The organism is Candidatus Nesciobacter abundans, from assembly GCF_008189525.1.
Classification (GTDB): domain Bacteria; phylum Pseudomonadota; class Alphaproteobacteria; order CAJXXZ01; family 1604HC; genus Nesciobacter; species Nesciobacter abundans.
This window is the reverse complement of the sequence record NZ_CP043314.1, coordinates 553,445-576,316: the sequence shown is the minus strand read 5'-3', so window position 1 is coordinate 576,316 and position 22,872 is coordinate 553,445. Positions and strand designations below refer to the sequence as shown.

The following is a 22,872-nucleotide window of genomic DNA, read 5'->3' as shown; positions in this document are numbered from 1 at the left end:
TGTTGAGGTTATATTATATTAATGGCTTTAGTTTTAATTTCTCATCAGTGCAGGGGCATCTATAATTGTGATTGCTTTGGTTGTAGGGTTTGAATTGGAAATTATCACTCTCTGAGGGTGTCTAAGGTCTATTATTTTATATTCATTTTTCATAGGAAATTCCATATATCGTTTTATAGATCTTTCTATTTCATTTGTTCTAAGCTTGATAACCTTATTTTCGTTAGTGACAATATTCCATCTCTTTGGTCTTATCATATTTGCTGATTTTACGATTTTTCTGAAGTCGTGGTACTTCTCCAGAATCCTAAATAGGCTAAGCATATCTTCTTGCGTAAAATTCCCTAACATTTTTATAAGATGGTTTTCACATAATTCGTGATTTTTTGACAACTTGCCTAAATTGTCGAAAGCATTTGAATCTTTATTTATATTTAAGCTTGTGTCTTTTGAATCTTTATCTATTTTGTTTCCTTGTAAGGTGAAATATGCTGACTCAGAATGTGCGTATGGTACGTATTCTTGTATTGATACTTTTAATGTATCAGGCCATATCTTTTCTATTGTGCATTTTTCTATCCATTTATTTTTTTCAATACATTTTCTTGTTTTCTTAGCTGACAAATCAAGCAATTTTAATTTTCCTAGACTTAAGAAATTTTCTTTTTCAGAATATGCCGTATTTTTTGTTATGATTCCTTTTTCTGAAAACTCTAAGTTTTTATCATTAAGTTCTATACATTTGTTTTGATCTTTTAGCATTACTTTGCTGTGTTTACATCCTCTAAATATAAGTGATTTTATATAGGATTCTTTAGAAATCATATTTCCGGAAACTTTTAAGTTTTTTATATCATATTTTCTGAGTTCTATAGTGTAAAATATTACAGAAACAGCGCAGAAAACGCTAAAAAAAATATTGTGTAACTTTTTCTTTAACATTCCCAATTGTTTCATATATATGTGATACGTTCTAGTATTTTTGACCCAATATGATTTAGTATATTTCTAGTATGTTATCTAATTTAAATCCTTCACAAAGAGAGGCAGTTGATTGTAGAAAAAATCTACTTATAGTTGCTGGAGCAGGAACTGGAAAAACTAAAACCATTGTAAGCAAGATATGTCATTACATTTCTTTAGGTATAGTTATGCCTGATGAGATAATTGCAACTACTTTTACAAACAAAGCCACTCAGGAAATGCATTCTAGAATAAAATCTGAAATAGGAGATGATGTTGATTTAATATCTATAGGTACTTTTCACAGACTTTCTCTAAAAATAGTTCAGAATCATGCAAAATTACTGAATATAGAGGGTTGTAATTTAATAGCTTATGAAGATCAAGCTCAGGTTATGAGAAAGGTTTTGAGTAATATAAAGAATAAAGATATAAAACCTAGTCATGCACTAGAAACCGTACAAAGAGCAAAAGAAAAAAATGACTATGCAAGTCTTAATCATACTTATGCGAACATAGCTTATGCTTACAACGACATGCTTAGAGAGATGAATGCTTTAGATTTCGCTGACTTAATCTCTAAAACTATAGAGCTATGGAGAAATCATAAGGATATTCTGGATCATTACAGAAAAAAATATAAGTTAATCTGTGTGGATGAGTACCAAGATATAAATGATGCTCAGTATGAATGGATTAGTCTTTTATCTTGCGATGATAACCAAATTTGTTGTGTTGGAGACCCAGATCAATCTATATATTCATTTAGAGGTTCTAATATGAGTCATATATTGAATTTTACTAGAGATTTTAAAAACAGTGAGAAAATAGTGTTAGAAGAAAATTATCGTTCAACAGATAAAATAATCTCAAATTCAAACCACTTGATTTCTAAGAATAAAAATAGAATAGAGAAATTTTTGGTTTCTACGCTTAAATCAGATGAATTAGTAGATATTTTTGTCGGAATGCACGGAAAAGAAGAAGCTTTTGAGATTTGTAGAATAATAGCTAAAATTAAATCTAAAGAAGAGGTAAAAAGTTCCATAGCACTGCTATTTAGAACTTCTACTAATATGCATTTATTTGAAGAAGCTTTGTTAAATGCAAATATAAAATATTCTATTGTAGGATCAGTTCAGTTTATGGATAGGGCTGAGATAAAAGATGCTGTTTCTTATGTAAGATTTCTTTCAAATCCGAATGATTTCTTCGCATTCAGCAGAATGATACAAGCCCCTAAGCGTGGAATTGGTTCAGCTACAGTGGCAAAGATAAGTGAGAATGCATCAAGCAATATAGAAGACAAAATCAGAGGTGTTTTGGATTCTTTTACATCAAGAACTAAAAATAAATTGTCTGAATTCTTAGCTCAATGGGAGAGATGGAGATCAATTTTGAGTAAAGATCTTTCTGATTCTAAGAAATTAAGAAAGATAATGGAAATAATTGTGAACGAATCTGGATTATATGAATCTCTAGAGTCTGACAGAAAAGAGAACGTGGATAAATGGCTTGAAACTTTAGATAGCTTTGAAGATCCTGAATCTTACGTTAATCATATCTTATGGAACAATTTAAAAGCAGATGATGAGCATGATGTAAAGCTTATGACTGTTCATGCTGCTAAAGGATTAGAATTTGATTATGTGTTTCTTCCTGTTTTCGAAGATGGGATTTTCCCGCACTCTAGATCTTTCGAAAATATAGAAGAAGAAAGAAGGCTTGCTTACGTAGCGCTTACAAGAGCTAAAAAGAAACTGTTTATAACTTATGCTCAAAGTAGAGTTTTTCAAGGTAGGTACATGAATGCCCAGCCTTCTAGATTTATAAGAGAGATGGATTCTAAAAGTTTACAATTTCAGTCCTTTAAGCATAAAACTTTGGCTGGGAAGAAAGTTTATCATGAAGAATTTGGGTACGGAACTATAGAAGAATCAGGCATGCAATGTGCAAAAGTATGTTTTGGAAGTGTTTCGAAAGTTGTAGATATAAAAAAATTAGTAGAATGTGATTGATTTTATTAATTTGCGTTTGCTTAACACGACTAGTATTTCTATTAGAATGACTATTAATATATTTAGCATTGACATTATAAAACTATAATAAAACAGTTGCAGAATACAATAATTGTAAGGCAGGTAAGTTTACTTAATATTAGTTTTCGTTCTGAGATTTTATAGTGGTTGATATATTGACTCTATCAAAGAAGTAGATTTTGTTAGGCTTGGTGGCTATAGATATATTTGTTATTTTTTTTATTTGGATATTTGTAGAAAAGAAAATATGTTGTATAATTTTCTTAATGTTTAAGAATGAGGTAAAAAATGGCTAATCATGCATCTACTAAGAAAAGTGCTAAAAAGCAAACAATACTTAGGTCTGTTAATAAGAGTAGTAGAAGTAAAATGAAGACGTTCATGAAAAAAGTTACTGGAAATAAGAAGCAAGCTGTAAATGAAGCTTTGAATCCAGTTTCTAATGAAGAGTTTTCAAAAATTCAAGGACTTATTTCTAAGTGTGGTCAAAAAGGTGTTGTTCATAAAAACAAAGCTTCCAGGACTGTAAGCAGGTTGGCTAAGATACGTAACAACCAATTAAAACAAAACAACGTATAATTTAATAAGGAGAATTGGATTTTGAAAGATTTAGAGAGAAATTCAGTTAATTCTTCTGAAATTTGGGAACGTGTGCATGAAAAATTAAACATTGCATTAGGCTCTCAAACTGTTTCTAACTGGTTTAAAAATCCAGATCATAAAGTAGATAATTCTCAATTTAGTTTATTTCTGAATTCTAGGTTTGCTGTTAAATGGATAAATGAGCAATATCTAGATTTAATACAAGATGTTTGTAGTAGAGAGTTTGGAATCTCTGCTTCTGTAGAGCTATCTCCAGAGAGTTCTCTAAATGCAGCAACAGATCCTAAAAATCAGGAATCTGAAAATACAAATGGCTTTAATGCTGCGCAATCAGGAATTAATCTAGACATGAAGGAATATTCATTGCCTCTAGATCCAAATATGACCTTCGAAACTTTTGTGGTTGGTAAGGAAAATGAAATGGCTTACGAATCTGCTTATAGAGTTGTTAGCTCTGATAGTAGAAGCTTTAATCCACTATTTATTTATGGAAAAGTTGGATTGGGAAAAACTCATTTGATGCATTCTATGGGTTGGAGTGTTATTAAGCAAGGAAACAAGAAGGTTTGTTACATATCAGCAGAGCAATTTATGGTTAAGTTTATAAATGCTTTAAAAAGAAGAGATATGATGGCATTTAAGGATGACTTTAGATCTGTTGATATGCTTATGATTGATGACTTTCAATTCTTAGCTGGAAAAGAGTCTACTCAGGAAGAATTTTTCCATACTTTTGTATATCTTATTTCTCAAAGCAAGCAGTTAGTGATTTCAGCTGACAAACCTCCATCTGAGCTTTCTGGTATAGAAGAAAGATTGAGATCCAGGCTTGGTAGTGGATTAGTAGTTAATGTTTACCCCGCTACATATGAACTTAGGTTAAGTATCTTAAAAGAAAAAACTGAAAGTAAAAAAGTTGACCCAAAGGTTTTAGAGTTTATAGCTGAGCATGTTACAAGTAATGTAAGAGAATTATCTGGAGCTCTAAATAGAGTTTTTGCATATTTCGAAATGTTTAATAGACCTATAACTATAGAGGTTGCAAAAAGTGTACTGAATGATTTTACAGCAAAGAAAAAGATCACAAAAGAAGATATTCTTAAGAAAGTTTGTGTCCATTATTCTATACATGAATCAGATATAATGTCTTCTAGCAGGAAGAAAGTAATAGTTAAGGCTAGGCAGTTCGCAATGTTTTTGTGTAGAGATATGACAGATAGCTCTTTGCCTGAAATAGGTAGATTATTTGGAGGAAAAGATCATACAACTGCTTTATATAGCATTAGGCAAGTAGAAAAGCTTTCCAAGCAAGATGCTTCAGTAATGTGTGAAATAGAAGATATCAGAAACAGCTTAAAATAAAATATAATATTTCCTTATCTTTATAACTATATTTAATTTAATTTACATGCTTAATTGATTTTTATATTCAGACTTTTTGTATATTCAGCTTTGTTTCAGGTTATACAATTTATTGAAATTTATTACTCTATTGTTAGAAATGTCTTTTTAAAGAAAATATGAGCTCTTAGTTGGATATTGCGGTTTTAGCTTTGGGTTTCTTATATTATCTACATATTATCCATTTTGATTTATGTTGAGTTTATGTATAAAATAGTCCATGTACTCTGAAGATTATAAAGCATTTAAATCTATAAATGCTATTATTTTGGCAGCTGGAAAAAGTTCTAGATTTAAATTAGGTTCGAAAATTTTAATGAACTTATGTGGAAAGAGAATAATAGATTATGTAATAGATATAGTTCATGATTTAAATAATCTACCTGTGAGCGAAGAGGATATTGGAGCTATAAATTCAGATTCAGAAGAAAATGTATTAAATGAAAAACACGACAAACATATTCAAGGAGACTTAGATCATAATTCTGGAACAAAGAATCATGATGTAATATCTAATGAAAAAACTACTAATTTGAAATCTGAAGTAATAGTGGTAGTTAATGATGAATTCGATAAGAATGAATTGAATGGAGTTAGTTATTGCATACAGAAAAAGCAGCTTGGCACTGGTCATGCAGTACAAAGTTCGCTTGACTTGATTGATAATTTTGAACCTATAGTTATTTTGCTAGGAGACTCTCCTTTAGTTTCTCATGGTGATATAAATAAAGCTTTGCATGCAATGAAAAATGGAAATGATGTCGCTCTAGGTGGATTTAGGAAAGACTTATATTCGAGTTTGCCAAACCAGTATGGCAGAATAATCATTGAAAAAGGAGTAGTTGAATCAATTAAGGAAGCTAAGGTTTTTCCTAAAGAAACTGAGTTTTTCAATGCAGGCTGGTTTGTTTTTAGAAACAAAAATATAGCAGAAAGATTGCTTAGTAAAATTCAGGATACAAATGGAGAGTATTATCTTACAGAATGTGTAGAAATAGCTAATAAAATCGGACTAAAAGTTGGTATGATAGAAACTAATTTTGTTACAGGTATAAATACTTTAGGGGAATATTCTTTAGCAGTTGAATCCTTGCAAAGAAAATGGAAAGAGGAAGCGATAGATAGAGGTGTATGTTTCTTGGATCCAAGCTCGGTAACTTTATCTTTTGATACTAAAATAGATACAAATGTAATAATTGAGCCTCATGTTGTTTTAGGAACAGGGGTATGTATAAAGAAAAATGCCAGAATTAAATCCTTTACCGTTATAGAAAATTCTACGATAAATGAAAGCTGCACTGTTGGTCCTTTTGCAAATTTAAGAGCAGGCACTATCCTTATGGAAAACTCTTCTGTAGGATCTTTTGTGGAGACTAAGAAGTGCTTTCTAGGAAAAGGCTCTAAAGCTAAACATTTATGCTATTTGGGAGATGTAAAAATAGAAAAAAATGTTAATGTTGGAGCTGGAGCTGTTTTTTGTAATTATGATGGGAAGGATAAACACTCTTCAACTGTTGGAGAGAGTGCTTTCCTAGGAGGAAATACAACATATGTATCCCCTGTTTCTATAGGAGCAAGGAGCGTTATTGGAGCAGGAAGTGTAATTACTAAAGATGTTTCTGATGGTAGTACATGCGTTGCAAGAGCAGGGCAGAAAGAGTTAACAAAGAGGAAGTGAATTTATGTGCGGGTTAATAGGAATAGTCCATAAGACTGAAAATGTTAGTGACTCATTATTTCAAGGGTTGAAGATACTGCAGTACAGAGGGTATGACTCTTGTGGGATGTGCATTGTAGATGAAAGTGAATTTGATGTATATAAAGAGCTTGGATCTGTATCTAATTTAGAAAAATATCTAAAAAATATGAATGGAAAAATAGGAATAGGTCATACTAGATGGGCTACTCATGGTTCTAGAAGTATAAGAAATAGTCAGCCATTTGTTTATATGAATATAGCTTTGGTTCATAATGGAATCATAGAAAATCATTTAGAAATCAAAGAATCATCTACAGATTATGAATGGAAAACTGAAACTGATACTGAAGTGTTATTAAAAATGGCTTACGATTATTTGCAAAAGTTTAATAATGATTGGGATCTTGTTTTACAAAAAATATGTGAAACTTTAGAAGGATCTTTTGCTGTGTCTTTCTTAGATCTTAATGATCAAAATAAAATTTATTTTGTTAGAAAGGGATTGAGCCCAATTTCTATATCTGTTGGAAAAGATTATGCGTGTGTTTCATCAGATTGTTCTGCTTTATCTGGAATAGCTGATCATGTTTTTGATTTAGAAGATGGACAATATGGATATGTTGCCCCAAATGACATACATGTTTTGCCGAATTTCAACAATAAAAAGAGAGAAATAATAAAGATAGACAATAATGATAGATCTCAACAAACTTGGTATATGAGTGAGTTTTATAGCCAGCCAGTTGTTTTAATGAATGTTCTTAAGAGTATTAATAATTTCAAATGGCCAGAGATGGATACTCCGGAATACATACATTTACTAGGATGTGGAAGTGCTTATTATGCAAGTTGCGTTGGAAAGCACTGGATAGAAAAGATAGCAAAAATACCTGTTAATGCATGTATAGCATCAGAATGGGTAAATAACATAAATAGTGGTTTGGTTGGTCTTGTTTCCCAGTCTGGAGAAACTGCTGATACTATAGCAGCTCTAAGAAGAGCCAAGAAGGATAAAAAAACTATTGGGTTTATAAATAGTATGGGAAGCGCAATTGCTAGAGAAGTGGATTATCTAATTCCTACATTTGCAGGCCATGAAATAAGTGTTGCTTCTACTAAAGCTATGACAGGGCAAATGCTTTCTTTGTTTATATGGACTTCAAAACTTGCAGGAGTAGATAGAACTACAGAATTATATGATCTTTTTAAAGAAATGAATTCATTTTTAGAAATAATTCCTAAGTTAGCTGGGCCAGTTTCTGCAGCTTGTTCTAATAAAGATAACTTGATTATTTTGGCTAGAGGTAATTTGGTGCCGATCACTAAAGAAGCTTCCTTAAAAATAAAAGAATTGGCTTATATTCATTCTGAAGGTATGAGCTTGAGTGAACTGAAGCATGGTCCTCTTGCTTTGGTAGATTCAGGAAAAATTCTTATAGTTATGGCTCCTTCTTCAAGCCCATTTTGGACAAAAATACTAAGCTCTATAGAAGAAATAAATACAAGAGGAGGAAAAGTTGTCGTTCTAACAGATAAGCCTGAGATATTTACTCACTTGTATATGACTGTAAAAATGCCTTACGTAGAAGATGATCTGGCTCCTTTTGTATATATACTTCCATTCCAGTGGTTAGCTTATGACCTTGCTTTGAGCAAAGGTGTTTCTGTGGATAATCCCAGGAATTTAGCTAAATCTGTAACAGTGGAATGATCTGACATGATCTGAAAACAGTTTGTTATAAAAAAATATGTACGAATTTTATAGTATTATATTTTCTGATGCATTTTTATTTTTATGTTGAGCATTTTTACTTCTCTGATTGACACTTCATTTATTCTTAAAGTATTTAAAAGATAGATTAGTAGTTTTTTAATTAGGAATGCTTTAATATTTTTTTTATTTTAATTGTATTCTGACTTTTACAACTGAAGTGCTTTTAGAGGTGCTTCTTAAATTTATTGAGTTTACTAATAGTTTTACAAAAACGGACAGAGTGGGATTTGAACCCACGAAATGCTTGCACATTTGCCGGTTTTCAAGACCGGTGCTTTCAGCCACTCAGCCATCTGTCCAAGATTGATTGTATCATAAAAAAGTATATCATGTGTAGATGGTTGTTAAGTTGCTTCGTGCTATTAAATCTTATTTTTTTATATTTGTTATGTATACATATGCAGTAATCTTTTTTATAATTTCTCTCCCCTTTCTGTTTTCTGAAAAGATGGTTTATAAGAGTGTAAAGATTTGGGCTAAAAGTTTTTTGTTTATAGGTAGAGTTTTCGGTATTTCTAGTGAAATTATAGATTTGCACAAACTTAAGCCAGGCCCTAAGATTATATGTTGTAATCATCAATCATATTACGAAATTATAATGTTACTTTCTGTTTTGGAAAGACCTGTTTTTATAATGAAAAAATCCATAATGAAAGTTCCTTTATTTTCTATATATATGAAAAAGATGAATATGATTGCAATAGATAGAGCTACGTATAATTTTGGATGGATGGACAAGGCTAAAGATGCCTTTAAAGAAGGGAAAACATTGGTTATTTTCCCTGAAGGTACTAGGGTGCCTATAGGAAAAGAAGTGCCTTACAAGAAAGGTGCATTCAAGCTTGCCAAAGAAGTAGGTATGAATATAGTTCCTGCCAAAACTAATAGTGCAGAATGTTGGGAAGGACCAGGTTTTATCAAAAAAGGTTATGTTTATTTAAGGTTTTTTGATGAAATAAGCCCAGATCCAGAATTGCTAAGAAAATATATAGGTTAGTAAAAATAAATATATCTGTGTTTTTATTGTTTGGTTTATGTATACCTTAAGTTATTTAGATACTGCACACTTCTGTTACTTATTTCTTTTGATACTTATTTAGATATAAAAAAATGTGTGTTGCCAAAATTATGCTCTTTATGTAAAATCCGATTGTGAATGTAAAAATAGCAATTATAGGAGCAACTGGATTAGTTGGCAGAAAAATAGTTAGTATTCTTAATGAAAGAAAATTTCCTATCTCATCTCTTCATCTTTTAAGTAGGTCAAAAAAAGAAGTTACTATAGATGGTAAGTTGTACAAGACTGAAATATCTGAAGACTTTGACTTTAATAAAGTGGATTTGGTTTTTGGTGCCTCATCTAAAGATTCAGTAAGAAAATTACTTGGGCCTATATCTGATTCTGATGCAATTTTCATAGATAAATCAGAGCTTCTTAGAATGGATAAAGATATACCTCTTGTAGTTCCTGAAGTTAACCCTCATAAAATTAATTCTGAAACCAAGGTTATATGTTCCCCTAACTGTGTTGCAATCGCAATTTCAGTTATATTAAACAATCTTAGGAAAAAAACAAAAATAGAAAGAATGTTTGCATCAATCAACGAATCTGTATCTGGAGCTGGGACAAAGGCTTTAAATGCTTTGTTGAATGAAACAAAAGAGTCTTTGATGTCTAGTGTCATACAGCCTCAATTTTTTGAGAAAGAAATAGCTTTTAATATTTTGCCTCAAGTAGGTGAAGCTCTTGATGATGGAAAATCTGAGGAAGAGTTTAAAATAACAAGTGAAACTCATAAAATTATGGAATCCAAATTTCCTGTTAACATAACTGTAGTAAGAGTTCCAGTAATGGTAGGTCATAGTATTGCATTGCATGTTATGTGTGATTTGGAAGTAGAAGATGCTGTAAAATGTCTGAAAAGTTCTGATTTATTCTCTGTTGCTGATGAGAAAGGTAAATATTTTACGCCTAGACAGTCTGCCAATACTGACAAAATACTTATCAGTAGAGTCAGAAGAGCAAATGGAATTTTGAGCATGTGGGTATGTTATGACAACTTAAGAAAAGGAGCTGCTTTGAATGCAGTACAGATAGCTGAGTTGTTGGATTTTAAGAAAAAATAATAAATAACTAGAAAATAGTTATTAAAGATTTACAAAGCATATGTTTATAAAAACATGTTCATAAAGGTGTTTGTAAAAAAATATAAGCAGTCTTATATTTGAATTTTTAAGCACTTAATAACTTTATGTAATTTAATATCGTATAGTTTGTTGGTTTTATATTAATGGACAATATTATACTTAAGAGAATGTGCTGATAGTAAGCTCTATTGAGCTCTATAGCTTTCAAGGACTTTATTTTAATTCTAATAGAATACGAATCCTTTTCAGAGCTCTCTTTTCAATTTTTGTTTTTCTGTTTAGAGATAAAATTTTCTAACAGTTTTGGTTAATTTACCACACATTACATATTTTAGTTGGAGCTTTGATGTTTACAATGATTTTTAGATTATTTTATTTGATCAGGTATTAAATCTGTATATTTTTTAAGAAACTCTAGAGCAGCTTGTTTTTCAGCAGTTCTTTTCGAGGTGCTTGTTGTTGTGACTATATATTGATTAACTGTAAGTTGTATAGTGAATTGTGGTTTGTGAGCAGGTCCTACTTTTTCTATGGTTTTGTACTTATAAGATGCTGCTGTTTTGTGTCCCCATTGTTGCAGTACTGATTTAGGGTCTAGTTCTTCGAAACACATTGTTTCATCTGGCCAACTAGAATGTATTAGGTCGTTCGCCTTTTCCCATCCTCCATCTATAAAGATTGCACCTATTACTGCTTCACAAGCATCTACCAAAATGCTTTTTATGTCTGATCCAGACCAAAGTATATATTTATCTAATTCCCATATGTTGGCAATCTTTAGAAGAGAGAAGCGATTGACTTGAGTTGCTAGTTTTTCAGCATACTCTTTTTCACTTTTGTATTTTTTATTCCATAGTTTATTGGCTATAGCTAGATTCAGCACCCTGTCTCCTATGAATTCCAACATTTCAAAATCAGATTTGTGAAAGCTAGGGTGAGTCATTGCATGTATTAAGTTTTTTATATTTTTAAAAGAATAACCCAGCTTTTTTTCCAAAGCATTAAGGTGTTTAAATTTCTTTTCCAACTCTGTTAAATCGAACATTTACTATACTCATTAATATACTATAAGGAAGTCTAATAATCCATTGGGACCAAGAAACATTTGCGTTATTTCTGTATTTAGATCCAAAAATAATTATAAAAGGCTTTGCTATGATTCTGTTTTTATGTAGAAAAGATGTGAATGTGAAGAACCTGAAGTCATGAGAGTAATGCATATTGTCACCAATGCAAAAAACATGATCCTTAGGAACTTTGAATACAGGAGTGTTATCTGAAGCTCTGTCTGTATCATTTAATTCTTGCTTCCTTAAAACTTCATATTTTTTATTTTCAGATATTTCAACTTCAAAAACATTCATTGTTGTTGTAGTTCCGTTGTCATGAAGTAAGTTATAAGTACCTTTTTGAGTCATTTTTAAAGGAGTATCATTTATGTATATGATACCTTCTTTTACTTGCACTAAATCTCCACCTACGCCTATTATTCTTTTTGTATATAGTTTTTGAGGTTCTGATTCTAGTGAGAAGCAAATTACTTCTCCTCTCTTAGGCTCTTGCGCAAAGATTGGGTTTTTCAAAAAAGGAAGCATTCCTCCTATAAATGGAATAGACATCCTGGAAAAGCCGTGGTATTTTTTCGCTAATACTATGTCTCCATTTTCCATTGTTCTGGACATAGATTCGGATGGCACTATGTAGTGCTCAATTACAAACACTCTTAGAAAAATCAGAATAGAAATTATGTAAAAAGATAAAGATGTCTTTTTTTTATTATTGTTTCTTGTGAATTCTGTTTTGGAAAAATTACTTGTCAAAATCACTCCTTAAAAGTTATAGGGATTGTATTATTTATTTATGAAAAGTTCTACAACATTTTTGTTTATTTTAATTTATTTATGTACAAAGGCGGCATGCTGATATATAATTTGAATGTGTTTTTTAAGGCATTTGCAATTCCTATTTTGGTTTATTATTTTTTTAAATTCTTTCCTTTTATATTATTTATTATAGTTTTTCTGCTTATAAGTAATAATGCTGGTCTATTTTCTGGAACTAAGAAGTCAGATCAATACATAGATATCGATGACGTAAAAGAAAAGAAATTTGGCTTTAATAGTGATATATTTAATTTTCTAGGTAGTGATATACAAAATAGATTAAGCAGTATTCTTAGTAGTAAAAATATTTTCAGGGCATTTTGTGCGGTATTTGTGATTTGGATTTCTTCAGGATTTTTTATGGTTAAGATGAATGAGAAGGCTGTCGTAATGAGGTTCGGTAAAGTCATTAACGAAGTTGGCCCTGGTTTGCATTGGAAGTTTCCAAAACCTATAGAAGAAACCTTAAAAAGGGATGTAACTATATTGCACAAGATAAACACCTCTTCAGATCTAAAAGATAACTTAATGATTACAAAGGATGAAAACCTATTATTAGTAGATATGGTTATATTTTGGAGAATTTCTAATTTAAAGAACTATTTGTTTAAGGCTAAAAGACCTGATGAGATAATAAATGCTGCTGCTAGTAGCATTATTAGGTATGTAATTTCTTTATATAATACTGAACAATGCTTGACGCTTGATAGAGATGAAATAGGTAACAAGGTTACAGATCTCTTGAATAGAGCAATTATTTCTTATGACATAGGTATAGATATAGTTGATGTACAAATGGGAAAAATAGATCCTCCTAGCTCAGTTATAAGCTCTTACAGAGATGTCTTAAAAGCTAAGCTTGAGAAAGAAACAAAGATAAATGAAGCTCAAAGTTACGCAAATTTCGTAATTCCTTCAGCAAAAGGTGAGGCTGAGAAAATTATAAATAATGCTAAATCTTACTACGTGGAAAAAATAGAAAAAGCTAAAGGTTTAAGTGGTGCATTTTTGAAAAAATATGAAGAAATAAAAAATAACAGAGATTTGAGTTTGTTTTTTATGAATCTAGAATGCATATCAGATGTTTTGCATGATAAAACAGTTTACGTAGTTCCAGGATCAGCTATGAATAATAATTTCATTTCTGTAGGTATGGATAGTTCTAAATTGGACAGCTTGAAATTACTAAATACAGAAAAGTTTTCTGAATATGATAAATCTAGGAAATTAATGCATAAAAAACTAATTACAAAAAATGCTGATAATAAATCTACGAAAAAAGTTTTGTCTAGCAAAAGTAATTCAGTAGATTTTGGAAGTCATGGGTTTGTATCACAAAATTACAATGGAGGTGTTTCGTGAATAAAATTAAATCCTTCTTTACAAAAATCATCTTAGTGCCTTTTATATCATTTTTAATTACATTATGTTTTATATTATTCTTTTGTACATTTTCTTTGCAGGAATCGAACCAGGCGATTGTTAATTCATTTGGTAAATATGTTAAGACAGTACAAGAATCTGGTTTGCATTTTATTCTACCATGGCAGTCTGTAGAAACTTATGAAAAGAGAGTTCTAAGTTGCGATGTTTCAGAGTTAGAAATGACTTTAGGAGATCAAAAGAGGATTATTATAGATATTTTTGCTAGATATTATATTAAAGATCCTGTTAGATTTTATGAAAGCTTAAGGACTTATGAGTCTGCTTCTAAAAGATTAGGAGTGATTATTGCTGGAGAAGTAAGAGATGTTTTGGGTAAATATAATTTGAAAGATGTGATATCCTCTAGGAGAGCGGAGACTATTTCTAAAATAAAAAATAAACTTTTGGAATCTGTTGATTTGCTTGGTATAGGTGTAATGGAGGTACGTGTTAAGAAGATTGCTTTCCCTAAAGAAAATAATGATTCTGTTTTCAAGAGAATGATTACTGAAAGATTAAAAGAAGCGCAAGAATGGAGAGGTGAGGCTTTACGTTCTTATAAGAGAATAAAATCAAAGGCGGATCTTGATTCTATGAGTATTATTTCTAAAGCAGAAAGAGAAAGCGCATCTATAATTGGAAAAGCAGATTCAGAATATATAAAGATAGTTAATAGCGCGTATGTGGTTGATCCAGAGGTTGCAAAGAAGCTTATGGAATATAATAATTATAGAAAAGCGCTCTCTGGCAAGAAAACTTTCTTAATTTCTAGTAAGAGTAAATATATGGAAAGTCTAAATATATGAAAGTTTCAGAGTTTAAACATATGAAAGTTTTAAACCTGAAAGTAAAAAAATAAAAAGTAAATTGAAAGCTTTGAAAAAGCGCATAAGGGATATAAGGATACAACAATGATTTTGAAAAATTTAGTTATTAATGGTAAAGAGATACTTCCTCTAGTAGAAGGTGGTAAAGGAATCTATGCTACAAATGGAGAAAGCGCAGGAGCATGGGCTGCTTGCGGAGGAATAGGCACTATATCTGCTGTATATTCAGACATAATTAGAAATCATATTACTATATCAAAGGGAATAGATGGGTTTAGCGGAGCTACTAGAGCAGATAGGTCTCAACAGCTTGCTGATCATTCTATAGAAGCAACAATATCTCAGGTCAAAATAGCTAGAGAGAGATCTAATGGTAATGGATTAATAAATATAAACATTTTATGGGAACTTGCTAAGACAAAGGAAATCTTGCATGGAGTTTTATCTAAAGTAGGAGATTTGATACATGGTGTAACTTGCGGTGCTGGAATCCCTTATCAGTTAGGTGAAATAGCTGCTAAATACAAAGTTATGTTTTATCCTATAGTATCTTCAGCTAAAGTTTTTGAAGTTCTATGGAAAAGGGCTTATAAGAAATATAAAGACTATTTGGGTGCTGTGGTTTATGAAAATCCTTGGAGATCAGGTGGTCACTTAGGTATATCAAATAGAGAAGATCCTAATAATCCTGAAGATTCTTTGGGAAGAGTGCGAAAACTAAGAGAAACTATGAATGATTTGGATTTAAAGCATATTCCAATAATTTTAGCAGGTGGAGTTTGGAACTTAAAAGAATTCGAGAAGGATTGGATTAATGATCCATTCATGAATCCTATAATGTTTCAATTTGGAACTAGACCGTTACTTACTCAAGAAAGTCCTATATCAGAAGAGTGGAAACAGCAGTTATTTGATTTAAAGCAAGGTGATATAAAAATAAATAAATTTAGCCCTACTGGGTTTTATTCTTCAGCTGTGAATAATGATTTTCTACAAGATCTTCAAGGTATAAGTGATAGGCAAGTTGTGTATTCAAAAGAAATTAATGAAGAATTCAACACACCATATAAGAATATCCGTAGAACAATATATATAAGAGAATCAGATTTAGAAAAAGTTACTTCATGGATAGAATCAGGGCATGATAAAATGCTATACACTCCTGACTCTACAATAGTGTTTGTGAATTCTGAAAAAGCAAAGCAAATTAAAGAAGATCAAATAAATTGTGTTGGTTGTTTAAGCAGATGTAGGTTTAGTAATTGGGATAATGAAGCAGGGACTTCTGGTGAAAAACCTGATCCAAGATCTTTTTGCATATACAAAACTTTGCATAATGTTTCTCATGGAGATTCTGTAGATAATAATCTTATGTTTGGTGGTGATAATGCATACAGATTTGCAGGGGATCCTCTTTATAAAAAGAATGGAAATAAATATATTCCAACAGTAAAAGAATTAATAGATGCTATAAAAAGCGGAAATTAATTCCTTACAATTTCAACCTGATTGATTGCTTAGAACATGAAGGAATTTTTTTTAAAATTATACTCATGCGCACAAGATTTTCTATGATCTTGATATGTTTATCTTTTTACCTACAAAGTAATTTTAGTTTGTAATATTAAATTTCTTAAGTTTATACATGCAAAGTAATACATTATATAATAAAATAAACGCTTAGAGTTTTAACTGAGAGTTTTCTTTTTTACTTGAACTATATTAAGTTTCACACATAGGTTTTTATTAATAAATTTCTAGAAAATATTTTTGTTCTACATGTATGGGTAGGATAGAAGAATTCTGTTTCATAGTATAAGAATATTTTTATACTTATAATCTGAAATTTGTATATAGAGCATAAAAATTATTTTCATATTCACTGTATTGATATTTTTTTATTCTAAGAATATGAATGTTATATTTATTTTTCATTTTAATTTCAAAATTTTATATAATATTTATATTTAAGAATGTATTTTGTTTGATGTAATTAATGTGCAGTGTTTTGAAGATAACCACACATAGTTTTAGTTTGATTAACTGCTTGCAGGTTCTGTTTTTTCTTCAGTTTGCTCAGAGATTTCTTCTTCGCTACCTCTTATGTTTTTCCTAGAAACTACTATGTTCCATTTTCTTTCCATTTTTATAATTACAAAAGTGAATTTTTCTTTAGAAAGTAGTTTAGGATCTGTATTTGCAAGATTTCTTATTTTCAAATCTGTTTGACTGATTGGTAAAAATGCTTTTACACCCCAAGGAAGAAGGTTTACTGTGAATCCTCCCTTTCCTTGGTTTGATATAATTCCATCTATCAAACTTCCTGTTCTGAAAATTTGATCCAAGGCTTTCCAAGAGTTAATGTGTTTTACTTTGGAGTAACTTATAGAAAGACCTTTATGTCCTTCTAATTTGTCTAACCAGAGCTCAATCATGTCTCCTTCTCTTGGAACTTCTCCATGTCCATTCATGCTAAATTCTTCTATAGAAATTTTTCCTTCAGATTTCACTCCTATGTCAACCCAAACATGATCCTTGGTTACACTAATTACAGTTCCTTGAACTATAGCTCTTTCTTGTGGCATAGACATGCCCTGAGCTATTTTTTGTAAATTAGCAATGTCTTCAGCAGAAGTTTCAACATCTCTTTCGTACTTTCTTTGTTTTATATTTACGATCATTACTTCTTATTATGTAATCAATTAAAATTTTATGCAATATTTTAGGTTAAAGTGCTCCAAGATTGCAAAGTTTATATTTTAGTAATATAACTTATTGTCAGGAGTAAATTAATGAATGATTATTATAAAGGAAAAGGTGTGACTGGATTTTTCCAATCTATTAACAAAGTCTTATTAGGTTTTGTTAAGATATTTTTTCCTATAGAGAAAAGTGAAATAAAGAAATATCTTCCTTTAGCTATGATGATGTTTATCGTCCTTTTCAACTACACTATTTTAAGAACACTGAAGGATGGTTTCTTTGTAACACATGTGACCTCTGGGGCTGAAACACTTAACTACCTAAAAGGTGTTGTGGTACTTCCTTGTTCTATACTTTTTGTTATATTTTACAGTGTTTTAATGAATTCTGTAAAAAAGAAACAGAATGTTTTTTATTATACAATAGCCCCTTTTATAATCTTTAATTTGGTTTTTATATTTTTCTTGTATCCTAATAGAGATTTTTTGCATCCATCTATGGATACTATTGTTAGATTACAAACCTCCTATCCTATGTTTAAATGGTTGATGCCTATATATGGACTATGGATATTTTCTATGTTTTATTTCTTCTCTGAGTTATGGGGAAGTTTTGGTATGAGCATGTTGTTTTGGCAGTTCGCTAACAAAATAACAAAAACATCACAATCAAAAAGATTTTATGTTTCTTTTGGTGTGTTAGGAAACATAGGTTTTTCAATGGCTTCTTATATACTTAGTAGATCCATGTCTGGAAAAATTAGCGATGATGTTTTCGATTTGAGATTCAAGTACATAATAGTATCTGTTACCATATTAATGGTTGTATTGGCTGGTATTTATTGGGGAATTAATAAATATATAGTTTCTTCAGATCCAGAATTGGCAGAGAAAAAGCCAGTTAATAGTTCTAAGAAAAAGAAAAAACCTTCTTTAAGAGAAAGCTTTAGAGTTGTATTTTCTTCTAAGTACCTTGGATTGATAATGCTTTTAATATTTTGTTACAACTCAATGATGAACCTTGTAGAAGTTACTTGGAAAAGTCAGATGAGAAGCTTATATCCTATTAAGTCTGATTACACAGCAGCTTATGCAGGTGTACAGCTTGCTACAGGAGTTAGTTCTATAATCATGTTTGCTTTAGGTAACTATATAGTTTCTAAGTTTAGCTGGTCTGTTGCGGCTTCTATAACACCTGTTGTTATGGTTTCTACTGGTGTGCTTTTCTTCTTCTTTGTAGTGTTTGAATCATACCTATCTCCTTTAGCTAGCTTGTTTAGTGTTGGGCCTGGGTTTTTGGCATTCATATTTGGAGCCATACAAAATGTTTCGAGCAAAAGTACAAAGTATTCTTTGTTCGATCCTACTAAGGAAATGACATATATTCCTTTGGATGAAGATCTTAAAAGCCAAGGTAAGGCTGCAGTAGATGTTGCTGGAAGTAGAATATCAAAATCTTTTGGTGGTTGGTTACAGTCTGCTTTGCTTATGATTGTTCCTGGATCTAGTCAGTTTGCAATTGCTCCATACCTTATGGTTGTAATATTGTTAATAAGCGTTCTATGGTTTGTTTCTATAAAGATGCTTTCCAAAGAATATTCTGAAAAAGTACAAGAATCTTAATTTAGTTTAAGATCTCTATGAAATTTCTGTAATTTATTTACATTTTGTTTATCATTCTGGTAAACATTTGGAATCAAAATATATGCTTAGTTTTATAGACTTTTGAGTCTATTTTCTATATCTTTTTTTATCTAGAATGGAATTTATCATATCTAGCAAGCATGAAAATATTAAATTATAAAAACTGTGCTAGTAAATAAAGTTGTTTACAAATAAGCATCATTCTTTTTTGTGGATTATTTATATTATTCTTTATTGCTCTTACTAGCTTAAGGTGTAATGTTCTGCTTATTAGTCTTAATATTTTTACTGTTTTGTTTTGATTTTTTCTTAACATGATTAGAGAAGCGTTTTGAAAATATAGTTTTATTATCCCTTATGAAAAAGAATAAGTTTTCAGTTGGCTTAGGATTTAAAGCTATAAGCAAAGATTCTACGCTTGGATTCGTGATTGGTTTTGGAGGAAGTCCTTTGTTTCTGTATGTATTGAAAGGATTTTTTTCTAATAGATCTTTGAACATTAGCTTGTTTAGATTGTATTTTCCTTGTGTTTTGAAGTATAAAACTGTTGCACATGATTCAAATTTCATACCTCTTTTTATTCTGTTTAGAAATACTGATGCAATTTTTTCTTTTTCTTCTTTCTCTTTTCCCTCTTTCTCTATTATTGAAGCAAATGTTATCCAATCTTTTTTATTTTTCCAGATTGAATATGAGTTTTTAAAAATATCTTCTGAAGCTTTGACAAACTCTTCTTCCATTTTTCTTATTAATTGATTTCTATCTGAGTGTAGTGTGTATACATATGTTGAGTTGTACAGAGTTCCTTCTTCAGGTGTGTGTTTTATTTCTCCAGTTAGGTCTTCTCGTTCTTTCAAAGTGTCATATATTTGCACAGAAGACATGCCCTCAGGAAATGTTATTTTTCTCATAACTTGCTTGTTGAGTAACATATTTAATAAGAGCTGAAGATTGCTTCCTCCACTATATTCACCTCTTTTTATATGAAAAGTAGATATAAAAATGTTTGTTATTATAGGAAATGATAAATTTTTCTTTGTTTTTCTATATCTATCTGATAAGTTTTTGCTGTTTGGTATAATAAATGTTGTTTTTTTAGGCTTAGAAAAACAAAGCAATGCCGTTAAAAAAAATGTACAGTAAAAAGATGTTGACACAAAAAGTGGTAGTTTTTTAGAAAATTTCATTTCACCTGTCTGAATAGCTAGATTCTACATTATTTGGTTTTATTTGTATATTTATAAACACATAAATAGTTTTGTACAGAAACTTATTTGAATTTAAATAAAGCTTTATGTTTGTGTCTTTTATGTCTTTAGAGGTGTTTTGTAATATTATTTTGAGAAGTATTGAGAATAGTAAGATTATTTTACTAAAATATTAAATAATTTACTTTAAAAAGAAGTTTGGTTTCTTTTTTCTCTTATTATTTCTTTATCTATTATCTTTTTCCTTTTGTCATATTTCTTTAAACCTTTTGCAAGAGCTATTTGTATTTTTGCAAATCCTTTCATGAAAAACACTTTTATTGGAATTATTGTGAATTGCTTTTCCCTAGATTTAGAAAATAATGATCTGATTTCTTTTTTCCTTAGCAAAAGCTTCCTATCTCTTTTTGAATCAAAGCAATCGTTCTTGGATAGATTGTTTATGTTCATTCCCAATATAAATGCTTCTTCATTCTTTATCATAATGTGGCTGCAAGATATGTCTCCAGATCCTTCTCTTAAGCGCTTTACCTCTGATCCTTTAAGAGATATTCCTGCATCATATTTGTCTAGTATCTCATAATTGAAAAAAGCTTTTCTATTGTTAAGCATTCATTCCTCCATTTCTGTTTTGTATGTTATTTGTTTTGAATTTTTTGTAAAGCATTTGTGATTTAATCTTTTATTATTTCAATTACCGTATTTGTGATTCAATATTTCTTGTTCTTTTGAGTCTTCGTATATTGCAAACCTCATTTTACTTGTTTTTATTATCCCTCTTTGTTTTAGGATTAGCTTTATTGCAGCAGGATTTGGTATAGAAAACAATTGCTTTGCAGAATTATTCCATAGTTCTTCATTTTCTAGTTTTACAGCTATTTTTGGGCAAATGTTTGCAGTTGAGCTTATTATTCCATTGAATTTATTTTTAATGCATGCAAAGTAATTCTCATCATTTCCGCAAAACCATTTCCATTTAGGGTATTTTGCTATTTCTGAAAAATCAGCGCATTCCTTTATTCCAATTATGTTTTTAAAATCTCTGTACAGCTCTTCGTAATGCTCTGAAGCATCAAATCCTATTCTAGAAGGATTGTTGTATAAAATTATATTTTCATTAAATGAGCATATTTTCTCTGCATATTTGAAAAAAGATTCCTTGGATGGTTTTATGAAAAGTTGCGGTGTGAACATGATGCAATCTGCATTTCTTGCATAATTTATGTCTGTTTCTCGAAAATCAGTAATGCATGTTATAACCTTTATTTCTGGAAAATGTGTTTTAGAAAAATGTATTAGAGAGTTTTTCTCTTCTTTTGTAAGAGTTACTCCTTCTCCTGTTGTTCCAGCAAGGGCTATGGTTTCTATTCCAGATTCTGAAAAATTTTGAATTACATTCCTCAAAGATGCATAGTCTATATTTAAGTGTTCATCAAATGGAGTGATGCACGCTGGTATTACTTCTGATTTTATTTTGTTAATTTTGATTTCTTTTGGCATGTTGCTTAATTTTGATTTCTTTTTTTGCATTAAGCAATGTTTTAAAGGCTCTCAGTATTATTTTTTTTGTTTGTGGATGTTTTTGGTTTTATTTGTGGGTGTTATGTAGATAATGGAACATAAAGTTTATAGAGTATATGTTTGTAGTGGATTGGTAGTTGTTTTATGTTTTGTGCGAACTAAATGCGCTGAATATACATTTATTATTCAGCAGATTTAGATTGTTTTTTTCTTTTTCTCTTTACAGTTATGATTTCTGAAGGAGTTCTGATTCTCTTTTTTACAAAGCTTTCTATTTTCTGTCTAAGCAGGTCTTCGTGATTTGAAAAATAGTGATCTGATTCTGGTAAGTACTCTAGTTCTATTTCAGAGTTGCTCTGATTTAGTAAAGCTTTAGAAAGTTCATATGCATGATTTTCTTCAGAGAATGTGTCTTTCCCTCCAGCTACAACTATACCGTCTGGGCAGGGGGTAAGCATGTTTAGAGAGCTTGTTTCCGCTGTTGGGCTTGCTAATACAAAGCCAGTTATGTCAGGCCTTCTCATTACAGCTTTCATTCCTATAAATCCTCCAAAAGCAAAACCAGCTATCCACGCGTTACAAATTTCTTCATGCTTCGATATTAACCAATCCATGCATTTCAATGCATCTTTTAGATTTTGATCTTCATCTTTTGATATTTTCCCTTTAGATTTCCCTACTCCTCTAAAGTTGAACCTTAAAACATCAAATCCTAGTGCTGCAAACGCATTGAACATGGATTTTACGACTTTATTGTTCATTGACCCATTTTTCTTGGGATCTGGATGTAGTACAAGAGCTACTGACTTTGGTTGCCTGTTTTCTTTTAAAGATTCAAAATATCTCCCTTCTAAAAGTCCTTCTTCCGTGTTTATAACTACAGAGTAAAGATTTCCGTTCAGAGAAAAGGGGTCGAAGCCTTTAAATGATAACCTATTTTTAATAAAATTCACCTTAGTTTAAATTGTATATTAAAATAGCCCAATAATCAACAAAAAGTTAACACTTTAGTTGTATTGTGTCAAAAACCACATT

General features: G+C 30.5%; 19 protein-coding genes and 1 tRNA gene. 11 read left to right on the top strand and 9 right to left on the bottom strand.

Going from position 1 to position 22,872, the window contains the following annotated elements; all coding sequences use genetic code 11:
• Positions 1-33: 33 nt before the first annotated feature.
• Positions 34-957, bottom strand: a complete 924-nt coding sequence (locus FZC36_RS02550) for a cell division protein FtsQ/DivIB (protein WP_148972411.1) — start codon at positions 955-957, stop codon at positions 34-36.
• A gap of 56 nt (positions 958-1,013) precedes the next feature.
• On the opposite strand from FZC36_RS02550, the gene FZC36_RS02545 reads away from it, so the two are divergent.
• From FZC36_RS02545 to glmS, 5 genes are all read left to right on the top strand, one after another.
• Complete coding sequence (locus tag FZC36_RS02545) at positions 1,014-2,981, top strand: ATP-dependent helicase (protein ID WP_148972410.1); 1,968 nt, start codon at positions 1,014-1,016, stop codon at positions 2,979-2,981.
• A 309-nt stretch (positions 2,982-3,290) separates the two neighbouring features.
• Positions 3,291-3,581 (top strand): 30S ribosomal protein S20, encoded by a 291-nt coding sequence (gene rpsT / locus FZC36_RS02540; protein ID WP_148972409.1) that lies wholly within the window; start codon positions 3,291-3,293, stop codon positions 3,579-3,581.
• A gap of 21 nt (positions 3,582-3,602) precedes the next feature.
• On the top strand, positions 3,603-4,967 hold the full coding sequence (gene dnaA, locus FZC36_RS02535) for a chromosomal replication initiator protein DnaA (RefSeq protein WP_187440107.1): 1,365 nt from the start codon (positions 3,603-3,605) through the stop codon (positions 4,965-4,967).
• 259 nt (positions 4,968-5,226) lie between these two features.
• Positions 5,227-6,684, top strand: a complete 1,458-nt coding sequence (locus FZC36_RS02530) for an NTP transferase domain-containing protein (RefSeq protein WP_148972407.1) — start codon at positions 5,227-5,229, stop codon at positions 6,682-6,684.
• Between the two features lie 4 nt (positions 6,685-6,688).
• Entirely contained in the window at positions 6,689-8,416 is a 1,728-nt protein-coding gene (gene glmS / locus FZC36_RS02525; protein WP_148972406.1) for a glutamine--fructose-6-phosphate transaminase (isomerizing), read from the top strand.
• Between the two features lie 275 nt (positions 8,417-8,691).
• On the opposite strand, the gene FZC36_RS02520 is transcribed toward glmS, so the two are convergent.
• Positions 8,692-8,778, bottom strand: a tRNA-Ser gene (locus FZC36_RS02520).
• A 149-nt stretch (positions 8,779-8,927) separates the two neighbouring features.
• Here FZC36_RS02520 and FZC36_RS02515 point away from each other — a divergent pair.
• On the top strand, positions 8,928-9,476 hold the full coding sequence (locus tag FZC36_RS02515) for a lysophospholipid acyltransferase family protein (protein WP_187440106.1): 549 nt from the start codon (positions 8,928-8,930) through the stop codon (positions 9,474-9,476).
• A 155-nt stretch (positions 9,477-9,631) separates the two neighbouring features.
• Complete coding sequence (locus tag FZC36_RS02510; RefSeq protein WP_187440105.1) at positions 9,632-10,606, top strand: aspartate-semialdehyde dehydrogenase; 975 nt, start codon at positions 9,632-9,634, stop codon at positions 10,604-10,606.
• A gap of 388 nt (positions 10,607-10,994) precedes the next feature.
• On the opposite strand, the gene FZC36_RS02505 is transcribed toward FZC36_RS02510, so the two are convergent.
• Both FZC36_RS02505 and lepB read right to left on the bottom strand, forming a co-directional pair.
• Positions 10,995-11,672 carry a ribonuclease III family protein gene (locus FZC36_RS02505; RefSeq protein ID WP_148972403.1) on the bottom strand — a complete coding sequence of 226 codons (678 nt, stop codon included), beginning with the start codon at positions 11,670-11,672 and terminating at the stop codon, positions 10,995-10,997.
• The gene (gene lepB, locus FZC36_RS02500) at positions 11,638-12,447 is read right to left on the bottom strand and encodes a signal peptidase I (protein ID WP_187440104.1); all 810 of its coding nucleotides are present in this window, start codon (positions 12,445-12,447) and stop codon (positions 11,638-11,640) included. Before lepB ends, FZC36_RS02505 begins: the two co-directional genes overlap by 35 nt.
• Positions 12,448-12,528: 81 nt before the next feature.
• On the opposite strand from lepB, the gene hflK reads away from it, so the two are divergent.
• From hflK to FZC36_RS02485, 3 genes are all read left to right on the top strand, one after another.
• Positions 12,529-13,872 (top strand): FtsH protease activity modulator HflK, encoded by a 1,344-nt coding sequence (gene hflK, locus FZC36_RS02495; RefSeq protein WP_148972401.1) that lies wholly within the window; start codon positions 12,529-12,531, stop codon positions 13,870-13,872.
• A complete protein-coding gene (hflC, locus tag FZC36_RS02490) occupies positions 13,869-14,741 on the top strand; it encodes a protease modulator HflC (protein ID WP_187440103.1) in 873 nt (290 codons plus the stop codon). The genes hflK and hflC overlap by 4 nt, the downstream gene beginning before the upstream one ends.
• Positions 14,742-14,846: 105 nt before the next feature.
• Positions 14,847-16,250, top strand: a complete 1,404-nt coding sequence (locus tag FZC36_RS02485; protein ID WP_148972399.1) for an NAD(P)H-dependent flavin oxidoreductase — start codon at positions 14,847-14,849, stop codon at positions 16,248-16,250.
• 551 nt (positions 16,251-16,801) lie between these two features.
• On the opposite strand, the gene FZC36_RS02480 is transcribed toward FZC36_RS02485, so the two are convergent.
• Positions 16,802-17,443 carry a S1 RNA-binding domain-containing protein gene (locus FZC36_RS02480; protein WP_148972398.1) on the bottom strand — a complete coding sequence of 214 codons (642 nt, stop codon included), beginning with the start codon at positions 17,441-17,443 and terminating at the stop codon, positions 16,802-16,804.
• 111 nt (positions 17,444-17,554) lie between these two features.
• Between FZC36_RS02480 and FZC36_RS02475 the strand changes: the two genes are divergently transcribed.
• Positions 17,555-19,087 carry an Npt1/Npt2 family nucleotide transporter gene (locus FZC36_RS02475; protein ID WP_148972397.1) on the top strand — a complete coding sequence of 511 codons (1,533 nt, stop codon included), beginning with the start codon at positions 17,555-17,557 and terminating at the stop codon, positions 19,085-19,087.
• A 269-nt stretch (positions 19,088-19,356) separates the two neighbouring features.
• On the opposite strand, the gene mltG is transcribed toward FZC36_RS02475, so the two are convergent.
• The 4 genes from mltG to FZC36_RS02455 all read right to left on the bottom strand — a co-directional run bounded on the left by mltG (position 19,357) and on the right by FZC36_RS02455 (position 22,790).
• Positions 19,357-20,295, bottom strand: coding sequence for an endolytic transglycosylase MltG (mltG, locus tag FZC36_RS02470; RefSeq protein WP_148972396.1), 939 nt, complete (start codon positions 20,293-20,295; stop codon positions 19,357-19,359).
• Between the two features lie 207 nt (positions 20,296-20,502).
• Positions 20,503-20,928 carry an SsrA-binding protein SmpB gene (smpB, locus tag FZC36_RS02465; protein ID WP_148972395.1) on the bottom strand — a complete coding sequence of 142 codons (426 nt, stop codon included), beginning with the start codon at positions 20,926-20,928 and terminating at the stop codon, positions 20,503-20,505.
• A gap of 78 nt (positions 20,929-21,006) precedes the next feature.
• Positions 21,007-21,846 carry a dihydrodipicolinate synthase family protein gene (locus FZC36_RS02460; RefSeq protein WP_148972394.1) on the bottom strand — a complete coding sequence of 280 codons (840 nt, stop codon included), beginning with the start codon at positions 21,844-21,846 and terminating at the stop codon, positions 21,007-21,009.
• A gap of 173 nt (positions 21,847-22,019) precedes the next feature.
• Positions 22,020-22,790, bottom strand: coding sequence for an alpha/beta hydrolase (locus FZC36_RS02455; RefSeq protein WP_148972393.1), 771 nt, complete (start codon positions 22,788-22,790; stop codon positions 22,020-22,022).
• Positions 22,791-22,872 lie beyond the last annotated feature (82 nt).